The following is an 11999-nucleotide window of genomic DNA, read 5'->3' on the forward strand; positions in this document are numbered from 1 at the left end:
GGGCGGATGGCATTGCGTCAGACGTTGGTTCCGGCCGCTAACGGAGCACGCAGTTGAACGCGCTCGATCTTCCTGACGATGACGAGGTAGCTGGACACGGTGAGAAGCGCGTTGATACCGACGAACACCAATGCGCCGTTGAAGGATCCGGTCGTGGCCACGAGATAGCCGATCACGATCGGCGTCACGATGCCCGCTATATTGCCGAACATGTTGAAGATCGAACCGGACAGGCCAATCGCTTCCTTGGGCGAGGTGTCCGCGACCACCGCCCAGCCGAGCGCGCCAATACCTTTTCCAAAGAAAGCCAGCGACATGAGCGCGACAACCAGCCAGTCCGCCGTGACGTAGTTGCAGCCAATGATGCACACGGATAACAGCATGCCGCCAACGATCGGAACCTTCCGTGCAATCGTCAGGGAATGGCCGCGCCGGATCAGCGCGTCGGAAAAGACCCCGCCGAGCACGCCTCCCGCAAAGCCGCAGATCGCAGGCAACGAGGCAGTGAGTCCGGCTTGCAGGATAGTCATGCCACGGGCCTGGACGAGGTAGATCGGAAACCACGTCAGGAAGAAATAGGTCAGGACGTTGATGCAATACTGGGCCAGGTACACGCCAAGGAGCATGCGGTTCGACATCAGCTGACGCACATAAAACCAGGTTCCGGGGTTGGCTGCATCGGCATAGGCAGTCTTTCTTTGCGTATGAACCAGGCCACCACCGCTCTCTATATGCTCAAGTTCGGCCTTGTTGACGCGCGGATGGTCGCTCGGGCTCTTCATGACTTTGAGCCACGTCAGCGCAAGCGCTATCCCTGCGACACCCATTACCAGGTAAACGTTTTGCCATCCGAACGAGTGGGTGATCCATGCCATGAGCGGCGTGAAGATAACCGCGGCGAAATACTGGGCCGAGTTGAAGATGGCCGAGGCGGTGCCGCGTTCGGCGGTCGGAAACCAGCTTGCCACCACTTTCGCGTTGGCAGGGAAGGCGGGGGCTTCGGCCATGCCCATCGCAAAGCGCAACACGAACAATGCAATGACGGCAGCGCCCGCGCTGCCCGCGAGACCGATCGAACTTTGCAGCAGGGTGAAAAGTGACCATAGGAAAATGCTTGCGGCATACATGCGGCGAGCGCCGAACCGGTCGAGCAACCAGCCGGCCGGAAGCTGCGACAACACATAAGCCCAACTGAATGCGGAGAAGATGTAGCCCATGCGAATCGCGTCGAAACCAAATTCGCTGCGCATGGCTGAGCCGGTGATCGACAGTGTCGCGCGGTCGGCGTAGTTGAGCGTGGTGATGATAAAGATCATCAGCAAGATCAGGTAGCGGACGTTCGTGCGCTTGGCGATGCCGGCAATGCTTGCAGAGCGGCTTGGTTGCATGGTGTGTCTCCGATCGTTCTAGCTGGATAGCACTTGAAATATCGATGCGCGGGACGCTCAGGGACGGCAAGGGTCAAGGGCTGTCCTGCCTGGCGAGCGTGCGGGTCGTTTTGCCCGGATGCCGGAATCGATACATCAGTGCTTCGTTGCTTTTGGGAAAGGTGTCCGGGAGCGAATGCGGTCCCGGCACTTTTCGTTTTTCACTGCATGTCCGCATGGCACACGCAATTGCACTGTTTTGCTGCATTCTTGTTAGTCATCGTACAACATAAACGATATGCCACAGCCGTTCTAGCTGTACATTTTCGCGCTAGCGTAGCATGAACGCTTTGCAAGTCAAAATGGTTGCGATAAGTTGTAGGATGACAGATGTTTTGATGGGCTTGAAGTGATGCACGATTTCGTCCCTTGGCGAGGGAAGCCCTCGCCAAGGGACTCGGGCGACTTCAGGAGGGCGACAGCCGGCTTTAGCTCGCTGGACCGGCTTGAGATACCTTGCGGCTTGCCCTGACGTTCAATGATGTTTTAATCCTTCACGCTTGAATTTCGAAGACGATCGGTCTAATATCCGTTCAATGGATACCCCAATTGTTCCGCGCCGCCGAGGGCGCCCTCCCAAAGAACTCGCTGGCCACAGCGAAACGCGAGATACGCTTCTGCGTGCTGGCGTAGCAGCGCTCACGGAGAAGGGCTTTTCGGCGACCGGCATCGACGAGATTCTTCAGTCCGTAAGCGTTCCGAAGGGCTCGTTCTATCACTATTTCGGTAGCAAGGAGTCGTTCGGAGCGGAGTTGATCGACCTTTACGCCGCCTACTTTGCCAATAAGCTTGATCGAATTCTGACGGATCCAACGCGTACTCCGTTGGATCGTCTGCGGGATTTCGTGGCGGATGCTGAAGCCGGCATGAGGCGCTACCGGTTTCGGCGTGGATGCCTTGTCGGCAATCTGGGTCAGGAAATGAATGCTCTTCCGGAGACCTACAGGAAGAAACTGCGCGGCGTGTTCGACGACTGGCAGGCGCGGACAGAACGGTGTCTGCTGGAGGGACGCGAGAGCGGGCAGATTTCTGCGGCCAAGGACTGCAAGGCGCTAGCCGAATTTTTCTGGATTGGCTGGGAGGGAGCGGTGTTGAGGGCAAAGCTTGACCAGGGTCCCGGTCCGCTTCATGTGTTTGCCGATGGTTTTTTCGCCATGCTCAATAGCTAGTGTTTTTTTACGTTTTAATAGACGATCGGTCTAATTAATCGGAGAACGGATAGGCGCCGCGGTCGCATGGTGCATGCTGACCGGATCTTCACGGGTTGCATCGAATAGAGGATCCGGGGAATACAAGCCCCCGAACAATGTGATGCATTGCTTGCCGTACCCTTCGGATGCAACGTAGTAGTGGTTTAAATCAAGTAATTTGTATAACTAATTAAGTGATCGGATTGAAAGTGCAGCGCGCTGCTGTCCGCGACGATTTCTATCGAAATATGGTTAAGGAGTAGGCATGGTTTGTCATTTCATACGCAACTCTCTGGGCGAACCACCCAATGGTAGTGAACGCCATTCCGGATGGCGCGCAAGCAATTCCGTGTTCAACGTGGGCGGGTGAAAAATGCGCATGCCCACATTTGACTACATCATCATTGGCGCCGGTTCTGCGGGCAGTCTTCTCGCGAATCGTCTTAGTGCCGACAAAAGTAAAAACGTCCTTCTCGTTGAGGCCGGCGGTCCGGATAACTATATTTGGATTCATGTTCCCGTCGGTTACCTCTATTGCATCGACAATCCACGCACAGACTGGAGATTTCGTACCGAGCCTGATAAAGGGCTCAACGGGCGGCAGCTGATCTACCCAAGAGGGAAGACGCTTGGAGGATCTTCGAGCATCAACGGAATGATCTATATGCGCGGGCAAGCGCGTGACTATGATCATTGGGCATCAATGTCGGATGACCCTGAGTGGGCGTGGGAGAGTTCGCTGAAGGACTTCATGGCGCATGAGAGCTACTACAAGCTCGACCCTGAAGTTCGCGAGGCGCTGCGCGGCAAAGCCGATTCGATATCTGCATTGCATGCCAATGGAGGCGAATGGCGGGTCGAAAAGCAGCGCTTGCGATGGGACATTCTTGACGCGTTCGCTCTCGCGGCCCAGCAAACCGGTATCCCGCTTATCGATGATTTCAACACGGGCGACAACCATGGCGTCAGCTATTTTGATGTCAATCAGAAGTCGGGCTGGAGGTGGAATGCGTCGAAGGCGTTCTTGAGACCGATCAAGGATGTTCGATCAAACCTGACGATCTGGACTAACTCGCAGGTGCAGCGCCTGACCATTGCGCGCAATGCCGATGGATCGCACCGCTGCACCGGAGCTGACATTGTGCGCAATGGTGAGCTTGTTTGCGTCGAGGCCACTCGAGAGGTGGTGCTAAGCGCAGGGGCGATCGGGTCTCCCCAGATTCTTCAGCTTTCCGGGATTGGACCTTCATCGCTTCTCCAGAAGGTTGGCGTTGGTGTGGTCCAGCACACGCCTGGCGTAGGGGCCAATCTTCAGGATCATCTGCAGATACGGGCGGTGTACAAAGTATCGGGCGCGCAGACCCTGAATACGCTCGCTTCCAGCGCAATCGGGAAGGCAAGGATTGGGATCGAATACGCGCTGCGCCGGTCCGGGCCAATGAGCATGGCGCCTTCACAGCTTGGCGCGTTCGCGCGAAGCGATCCATCCCGCGCGCACCCGAATCTTCAATACCACGTTCAGCCCTTAAGTCTCGAAGCGTTTGGCCAGCCCTTGCATACGTTCCCGGCGTTCACTGCAAGCGTGGCCAACTTGAACCCGACCAGTCGCGGCACCGTTCAGATAAAGACGTCCAATTTTGAAGATGCTCCGGCCATTTCCCCGAACTACTTAAGCACGCCCGAGGACCAGCGCGTCGCGGTCGACTCGCTCAGGCTCACCAGGAAAATTGTGCAGCAGCCAGCGCTCAGCCCCTATCAACCACAGGAATTCAAGCCCGGTCTGCAATTCGAAAGCGATGAAGAACTCACGAAGCTCGCAGGTGACATTGGAACGACAATTTTCCACCCGGTGGGCACTGTGCAAATGGGCAGCCTCGCCGATCCCATGGTTGTGCTGGATAGTCATCTTCGAGTTCGTGGAGTCGCGGGTTTGCGCGTCGTCGACGCGAGTGTCATGCCCACCATCACCAGCGGAAACACCAGCGCTCCCACCATGATGATCGCCGAGAAAGCCGCGCGATGGATTCGTGCCGGTCTTTGATTTTTCGTTTCGTTGCAAGGAAACAAAAATGAGTGACAGCAAGACAAGCATGCCTAAACGATTGCCTCTGGCGGGCGTTACCGTGCTGGATTTCTCACGCGTACTTTCCGGCCCGTATTGCACGATGATTCTTGCGGATCTCGGAGCCCGGGTCATCAAGGTCGAACGCGTCGGGAGCGGCGACGACACGCGTGCGTTCGGTCCGTTTATTGACAAGGAATCGGCGTATTTCATGTGTTTCAATCGTGGCAAAGAGAGCATCGCGCTCGACTTCAAGATTCCGCGCGACCGGGAAATACTGGATCGTTTGCTCGACAAGGCCGACGTCGTGGTCGAAAACTTCAGGCCGGGAGTCATGGAGCGCCTGGGATATGGTGCGGAGCAACTCGCGCGGTCCCATCCGCATATTGTCTATGCATCCATCTCGGGCTTTGGTCACTCCGGTCCGTTTAGCGATCTGCCGGGATATGACGCTGTCGTTCAAGCGATGGGCGGCGTAATGAGCCTGACGGGGTATCCCGACGGGCCGCCGGCACGGGTGGGCACCAGCATTGGGGACCTCGGGGCTGCGCTATTCGCGACGATCGGGATTCTCGCCGGATTACATAAGCGATCACGCGACGCGCAAGGCACCCATGTCGACATCGGCATGCTGGACTGCCAGGCAGCCTTATTGGAAACAGCGCTGGCCCGATTTGATGTCGAAGGGAAGGTGCCGGAACGCACGGGTGACGCACACCCGTCTCTCGCGCCGTTCGAAACATTCCTGGCTCAAGATGGCCGTTTCGTCATTGCAGCGGGAAACGATACGCTCTTCTTGTTGATGGCCGATGCGCTCGGTGAAGCTCAGCTTGCGTCGGATCCGCGCTTCGTGACCAACGATCTGAGAGTGCGGAACAGGCCCGCGCTTAGGGGCGCGATCGAGGACGTGACGCTCGCGCAGCCGATCAAGCACTGGATAGACAAGTTGAACGAGGTCGGCGTTCCCTGCGCGCCCATTAACTCCATCGACGCGCTCTTCGAGCATCCGCAATTGCTCGCACGAGACATGATCATTCAGGTCGAAGGCGTGGCCGGTCGAAAGATCAGGACTGCTGGTAATCCGATCAAGATGAGCACATCGCCCGATGAGGACGTTTCCGTCGCCCGGAAGTCGCCATCGGTCAGCGAGCATCGCGCTTTAATCCTCGCGGAAGTGATGTCGTCGACAGGGGCCTATTCGTCCCAATCGCCGAGCGTCGATGACTTTAGACCGAATTCGGAAATCGATCCGATCCTGAGCGTGTAAGCCTGGTCAATCTTGAATCGAAGGAACTACCATGACAACCGATGCGAACGCCGTGCGCAATATTGCGGAAAAACAGTCCAAAGCTCCGGCCGCCGAAAGCGATACGAACCAGCCTGCCGCCAAACCGGTTGGCGCTGATGTTCAAGCCAACCCAGCCGGGCCGGGACAATATCAAACAATCAAGGTTGACCGCCGCGAGCGTGTTGGCCTGATAACTTTGTATCGGCCGAAGATGTTGAACGCGATCAGCACGAAGCTGTCACAAGAGGTGCTCGCGGCACTTCAGGAGTTTGACCGGGACGACCGGATCGGCGCTATCGTGATCACCGGCAACGCGCGCGCTTTCGCTGCGGGCGCCGACATCGAAGAGATGGCGGAGAAGACCTTCAACGACTTATATTCGGCCGATATCTTCGCCGAATGGGACAAGGTTCGCACGATCAGCAAGCCGATTGTGGCCGCTGTCGGTGGGTATGCGTTGGGCGGCGGGTGCGAGCTCGCCATGATGTGCGACTTCATCATCGCTTCGGATGACGCACAATTCGGCCAGCCCGAAATCAAGCTTGGCATCCTGCCCGGAATCGGCGGATCGCAGCGGCTGACGCGAGCCGTAGGCAAATCGTTGGCGATGGACCTGATTCTGACCGGCCGTAACCTCAATGCAACCGAGGCCCTGGCGGCAGGGCTGGTAGCGCGCGTTGTGCCAGCAGCGGATCTGCTGCAGGTCGCACTGGAAACAGCCCATACGATCGCCGGCTACAACGCGCCTGCTGTTCGCATGGCTAAAGAGGCTGTCAATCGGGCCTTTGAAGCGACGTTAAGCGAAGGCATCCTGCACGAACGACGGCTTTTCCAGGCGAGCTTCTCAACGGAGGGTCAGAAAGAAGGAATGGTCGCGTTCCTCGCCAAGCGGGCGCCGGTTTTCCGTCACCGCTAGCCGATAGAAAAGGCTGCGCCCCGGACATAGGCGGCTTCCAGGGCGTCACAAAGAAGCGCAGATAGAACGAAATTGACATGCATTCGGAATGCAGCAGAACCGTGTATGGCCGTTGCGATTTTCTGCCGCTCGCTACCAAACCACGATTACGACAAAGCACCACGATAAGCAAATAACGAAGGCGTACCTCCGCTCATGACAAACAGGACATTCTCTCCCTGCCTGAAGCCGCCGCTTCTGATTTCCTGAATCAATCCGGCAAAAGCCTTGCCGCTGTAGACCGGATCAAGAAGCAAGCCCTCGAGAGACGCCATCAGGCCAAGCGCTTCCCTCATGGCCGCTGTCGGCAGCCCATAGCCAGTCCCGAGTTGTTCTCCGTGCAATGTGATGGCATCGTCGGGGACAACGAGACCCAGGTCCAGGAGATCGGTCGTCCTTAGTATCTTTTCAGCAGTCGTTGCACGGGCTTTTTCCAATGGCGCCAGGACGGTGTATCCAACTATAGTGCGAGGGTCCCGGCCCATTGCAATCGCCCCCGAAACGAGGCCGGCATGCATGCCGCTACTTCCATTCGCCACAACGATGTGATCGAAGGCAGTGCCGCGTTCCTCAGCCTGTCCGAATATCTCCGCCGCGCACGCGACGTAGCCCAGACACCCGGTGGGACTTGAACCGCCGAGAGGGCATACGTAGACGTTATGTCCTTCGCGCCGAAGCGCCGCAGCCCTGTCTTCCGCAAAATCGAGTGCGCTCACATTCCCGGGGATATCGTGAATGACCGCGCCGAACAGACCGTCAAGCAGAACATTGCCATTGTCGATGTAGTCGCGGTCCTCGATCGGCACGAGACGCGCAAGCACCAGTTCGCATTTCATGCCCATGCGCGCGGCTGCGGCGGCGGTAAGGCGGGCATGATTGGACTGTCGGCCGCCGACGGTGATGATTGTGTCGGCGCCGGCCGCTTGAGCCTCTCCGAAGAGAAACTCCAGCTTCCTGAGCTTGTTGCCACCGCCGCCCAGACCGTCAAGGTCTTCGCGCTTGACGTAGATATCGGCGCCGCCGAGCTCACGGCTTAGTCTTGGAAGATGCTGGATGGGTGACGGTCCATCACGTAGTGACGTTTGAGGGAATCGGGAAAGGTCCAGCTTTGACTGCGTCATCGGTTTTGTTCCTGTTTCTGGTTTCACACTGCGGCATTCGAGGAAGGCGCTTCAACTGATCCAGCGCTGCTTGAGGAGATCTAGTTGAACTCGCGTCCATTGGGTGTAAGCCGGATTCCCTGCCGCAAGTATTTCCACGGCAAGTCTGCCGGGTCGGCAGCCATCGGTCCCGGCGCCTTTGCGACCAGGATACGCTCGGCTATCGGGCCGAAATCCGCCCGGAAATGGACCGAGCTTTTGTTGACGAGAATCTTCATCTCTTCGGGAATAACGCCTGCCATCCTGAACAGGTTGCGATCGTTCATGGGCGCTTTCGATGTGCTGACAATGACCCGGACGTCGCCAATTCTCAGGCAAGCGGTCGGCCCGACGTCTATTTGCGTTCCCGTCATCATGGGACCTTCAAGAATGCAGCGGCCGTCGGAGAGACATTCCACTTTGAACGTAGCATGAAAGGGGGAATCTCCTGGCACACCCGACTGCCCGCCAAGCGATACGGTCATCTCATTGCCTTGTCCGGCTTCATGCGCCATACGCGCGACTTCGGGGTCCCATATGAGGCCAAGCGCCGCGCCTTCAGCTTCGTTCCTGACGAGCGCACGCAACATGCCCGTGGTGTTCGAATCAGCCCCGCCGTGAGGGTTGTCCTGCGTATCCGCAATCACAACGGGACGGGTGGCGGACCGGGAGATGCGTTTGGCCTCGAGCACCGCATCATCCGGCGTCAGGAATTCCACCGCCCATTCGCTTTCCCTACTGACGATTTGCTCATAGAGCGTCGCGACGGCGGTCTCCGCAGATTGGCGGTTTGTGCCGTAGCACCAAACCTTCGGTCCGCACTCCGGGAAGTCTGCGGCGGGAAAGCCGGGAGTGAAAGACAGCGAAAAGACCTCGTCGCCTTCCAGTGCCGATAACCGGTCATATATACCTCGCGCGGGTTCGAGGAGCGTGCACATGGCATTGACTGGAATCAGGAACGGAATGCTTCGATGCGCAATGGCTACGTCGCCGTGTCTGCCGATCAGCGTCGTAAGCAGCTTGGCGGCTGACCTGCCGGTATCGGCCATGTCGATATGCGGATAAGTGCGATAGGCGACGAGGCCGCTGGCGTTGCGAAGCATTTTTTCCGTCACGTTCGCGTGCAGGTCGAGTGACGCCACCACCGGAAAGGCGGGGCCCACCAGAGCGCGAATACGCGCCAGCAGTTCTCCTTCGCCATCGTCAAGGTGTTCAGCGACCATTGCGCCGTGCAGGTCCAGATAAATCGCGTCGCTGTCTGCCTGCCGGATACCGTCGAGAATCTCGCCGGCAATTCGCTCGAACGCGGATTGAGTGACGTGCGCCGATGGACTCGCTGCCGCCCAGATCACCGGAATGAGGCTGTGGCCTCGTGACTCCATCTCGCTGATAAAGCCGCCTATGGGGATGTTGACATGCCGCAGGCTTAGGACGTCGGCGCCGCGCACCATCGGCGGAAATCCCTCGCCTCGCACAAAGTTTTCATAGTCTGCTTTGGACGGAGCGAAGGTGTTTGTCTCATGCTGGAAGCCAGCGATCAATATTTTCATGGCTTGAGGCGTTAGAGCTTTTGTTGGGGCTTGTTGAGACTCAGGGCTTGGATGGAAAGCGGTTCGCCACAAGCGCAAGCGCTCCGAGCAGAAGTAAGACGACGGTCGGGATAAGCGCGATCTGCATGCTGCCCGTGGCGCTTTTGACCAGACCTATCACGGTCGGACTGATAAAACCTCCGAGCAGCCCAAGGGTGTTAATGAGCGCGATGCCCCCCGCTGCGACGTTCCCTTTGAGGTACTGCGATGGCATTGCCCAGAAGACCGTGTACGCGGCCCACATCATGGCTGTTGCAAGAGTGATACTGATCACGGACGTCCAGAGATGTCCAATCGTGAAAGCCGAAACAGCCAGCGCGCATCCGCCCAAGGCCGCAGGAATAGAGCTATGCCAGCGGCGTTCCTGCCGAAGGTCTGAGCTTCGGCCTACGATGAACATGGCACATATAGCAACAACATAAGGGACGCTGGAAAGCAGCCCGATTGTCATCAAATCCGAAACGCCGCCGGACTTCACAATAGTGGGCAGCCAGAAGCTCACCGCATAAATGCCGCAAATGAGGCAGAAGTAGCCGAACGCCATTGCATACACCCGAGGATCGGCGGCCACGTGCCGGAACCCTCGATGGCTTCCCTCGTGGCCGCCCAATTCTGCTGCGAGCATCGACTTTTCATCGTTCGTGAGCCATCGCGCGGTCTCGATACGATCGTCTAGAAAGAGAAAAACGATCGCGCCAAGCAGTACGCAAGGCAAACCTTCGACCAGGAACATCCATTGCCAACCGGCGAGTCCGGATGATCCGGCCAACGCGGTCATCACCCACGTCGACAAAGGCGCGCCGATGACACCGCCTAGCGGCGCGGCGGCCATGACGATCGCCATCACTCGCGCCATGCGGGCTTGCGGGTACCAGCAAGTCAAATAAAAGACCATGCCGGGGGCAAAGCCAGCCTCGAATACGCCGAGCAGGAAACGCAAGGCATAGAAAATTTTCACGTCGTGCACGAACAGCATCGCGACCGACGTCAAACCCCACAAAACCATGATGCGGCTAAGCGTTTTTCGAGCACCGAGCTTCGGTAATAGCAGGTTGCTCGGGATCTCAAAGAGCATGTAGCCGAGAAAGAAAATGCCGGCGCCAAAGCCGAACGCGGCATCGGACAGTCCAATATCCGTCTGCATTTGCAGCTTGGCAAAGCCGATGTTGATCCGGTCCAGATAGGCGAACAGATAGCAGAGCATCAGCAGCGGCAGGATCCGCCAGCTAATCCTCGTATATATCGCCTCTCTGACGGGCAGGCTTGAGGCCGGCGTTATTGCGGACATACGGGCGCGCTCCTTTTGACGTTTGCCTGACTGCTGCGTGTTTAGTCGATACTTGCCTGAGAAAAATAGTGTTGCAAGCGCAACTGAAGCCCATTAGTGTTGCCCAACGGGCAACGCTTCAGGGACACTAATTGAGAGAAATCAACCAGCGCAGGCTTCGCTATTTCCATGAGGTCCTGTCTCATGGATCGATCCGTGGCGCGGCCGATAGCATCAACACGGCGCCTTCAGTCATCACGCGCCAATTACGGCTGCTCGAGAGTGAGGTGGGAAGCGTCCTGTTCGAGCGCGTGGCAAAAGGCGTGATTCCCACCGAGGCCGCCCATCATCTGCTGGACTACTGGCGAGGCTGTCAGGCTCAGCACGACCATCTCGAGGAAAGGCTCGACGAGCTTCGCGGTCTGCAACGCGGACACCTCCGTGTCGCGGTCAGCGAGGGTTTTGTGGACTGTCTGATGGACGAGGTACTCACTGAGTTCGCCGATCAATATCCAAAGCTGGAGATTGTGGTCAGTGTCGTGTCAGTCAATGACGTGGTGGCGGAAGTCGAGGAAGATCTTGCACACATCGGTATTGCCTATAACCCTCCGCCGACGTCACGCGTCCGTTATCTGGCCAGTGCCGCGCAACCGGTGATATTGCTGACCGGGCCTGATCATCCATTGGCCGCAGATAAAAGGCCGGTTTCAATCGCCGATGCAGTGTCTTATCCTCTGGGTCTGATGCCCGTGTCGTTCGGTCTTGGACAACTGGTGCAGGCGGTGGCATTTGCCGAGAACTTGCAACTGAGCCCTAGCCTGGTCGCAAACTCGCTAGCGGTACTAAAGAAATTCGTGAAATCAGGAAAGGGCGTTACCTTTGGTGCTGCATTCGCAGCACAGGACGAGATCGAAGCCGGCGAACTGGTCGCGAGACCCGTCAAGCATCCCATGTTCGCATCGGTGCAGGCGCGCGTCCTGGTGCGCAATGGGCGCCCACGTTCCAAGGCATCCGATGAATTACTGAAACGCATCCTGGGCAAGTTGACAGTGTTTCAGGGGAGAGCGCCCGTTTCCCGATAG

Annotated in this window: 9 protein-coding genes; 5 read left to right on the plus strand and 4 right to left on the minus strand. The window is 57.6% G+C overall.

Annotated features, from left to right (window positions below):
- Window positions 1–17: 17 nt before the first annotated feature.
- Window positions 18–1388 carry an MFS transporter gene (locus ACSOSP_RS02635; protein ID WP_455309398.1) on the minus strand — a complete coding sequence of 457 codons (1371 nt, stop codon included), beginning with the start codon at window positions 1386–1388 and terminating at the stop codon, window positions 18–20.
- Between the two features lie 575 nt (window positions 1389–1963).
- Between ACSOSP_RS02635 and acuR the strand changes: the two genes are divergently transcribed.
- The 4 genes from acuR to ACSOSP_RS02655 all read left to right on the plus strand — a co-directional run bounded on the left by acuR (window position 1964) and on the right by ACSOSP_RS02655 (window position 6883).
- Window positions 1964–2596: an acrylate utilization transcriptional regulator AcuR gene (acuR, locus tag ACSOSP_RS02640; RefSeq protein ID WP_455310824.1), complete on the plus strand. Its 633-nt coding sequence runs from the start codon at window positions 1964–1966 to the stop codon at window positions 2594–2596.
- Between the two features lie 394 nt (window positions 2597–2990).
- Window positions 2991–4658, plus strand: a complete 1668-nt coding sequence (locus ACSOSP_RS02645) for a GMC family oxidoreductase (RefSeq protein ID WP_455309399.1) — start codon at window positions 2991–2993, stop codon at window positions 4656–4658.
- A 28-nt stretch (window positions 4659–4686) separates the two neighbouring features.
- Window positions 4687–5946 (plus strand): CaiB/BaiF CoA transferase family protein, encoded by a 1260-nt coding sequence (locus ACSOSP_RS02650; RefSeq protein WP_455309400.1) that lies wholly within the window; start codon window positions 4687–4689, stop codon window positions 5944–5946.
- A gap of 31 nt (window positions 5947–5977) precedes the next feature.
- Window positions 5978–6883: an enoyl-CoA hydratase gene (locus ACSOSP_RS02655; RefSeq protein ID WP_455309401.1), complete on the plus strand. Its 906-nt coding sequence runs from the start codon at window positions 5978–5980 to the stop codon at window positions 6881–6883.
- Between the two features lie 146 nt (window positions 6884–7029).
- Here ACSOSP_RS02655 and ACSOSP_RS02660 read toward each other — a convergent pair whose 3' ends face one another.
- The 3 genes from ACSOSP_RS02660 to ACSOSP_RS02670 form a co-directional block, all read right to left on the minus strand.
- On the minus strand, window positions 7030–8043 hold the full coding sequence (locus ACSOSP_RS02660; RefSeq protein ID WP_455309402.1) for a D-cysteine desulfhydrase family protein: 1014 nt from the start codon (window positions 8041–8043) through the stop codon (window positions 7030–7032).
- Window positions 8044–8123: 80 nt separating this feature from the next.
- A complete protein-coding gene (locus ACSOSP_RS02665; protein WP_455309403.1) occupies window positions 8124–9611 on the minus strand; it encodes a M81 family metallopeptidase in 1488 nt (495 codons plus the stop codon).
- A 40-nt stretch (window positions 9612–9651) separates the two neighbouring features.
- On the minus strand, window positions 9652–10938 hold the full coding sequence (locus ACSOSP_RS02670; RefSeq protein ID WP_455309404.1) for an MFS transporter: 1287 nt from the start codon (window positions 10936–10938) through the stop codon (window positions 9652–9654).
- A gap of 131 nt (window positions 10939–11069) precedes the next feature.
- Between ACSOSP_RS02670 and ACSOSP_RS02675 the strand changes: the two genes are divergently transcribed.
- The gene (locus ACSOSP_RS02675; RefSeq protein ID WP_455309405.1) at window positions 11070–11999 is read left to right on the plus strand and encodes a LysR family transcriptional regulator; all 930 of its coding nucleotides are present in this window, start codon (window positions 11070–11072) and stop codon (window positions 11997–11999) included.

It is taken from the genome of Caballeronia sp. KNU42 (genome assembly GCF_053760385.1).

Coding starts and splice junctions, on each gene's coding strand:
- ACSOSP_RS02635 (WP_455309398.1), bottom strand. CDS start 1,388: ATGCAACCAAGCCGCTCTGCAAGCATTGCCGGCATCGCCAAGCGCACG.
- ACSOSP_RS02650 (WP_455309400.1), top strand. CDS start 4,687: ATGAGTGACAGCAAGACAAGCATGCCTAAACGATTGCCTCTGGCGGGC.
- ACSOSP_RS02655 (WP_455309401.1), top strand. CDS start 5,978: ATGACAACCGATGCGAACGCCGTGCGCAATATTGCGGAAAAACAGTCC.
- acuR (WP_455310824.1), top strand. CDS start 1,964: ATGGATACCCCAATTGTTCCGCGCCGCCGAGGGCGCCCTCCCAAAGAA.
- ACSOSP_RS02660 (WP_455309402.1), bottom strand. CDS start 8,043: ATGACGCAGTCAAAGCTGGACCTTTCCCGATTCCCTCAAACGTCACTA.
- ACSOSP_RS02670 (WP_455309404.1), bottom strand. CDS start 10,938: ATGTCCGCAATAACGCCGGCCTCAAGCCTGCCCGTCAGAGAGGCGATA.
- ACSOSP_RS02645 (WP_455309399.1), top strand. CDS start 2,991: ATGCGCATGCCCACATTTGACTACATCATCATTGGCGCCGGTTCTGCG.
- ACSOSP_RS02665 (WP_455309403.1), bottom strand. CDS start 9,611: ATGAAAATATTGATCGCTGGCTTCCAGCATGAGACAAACACCTTCGCT.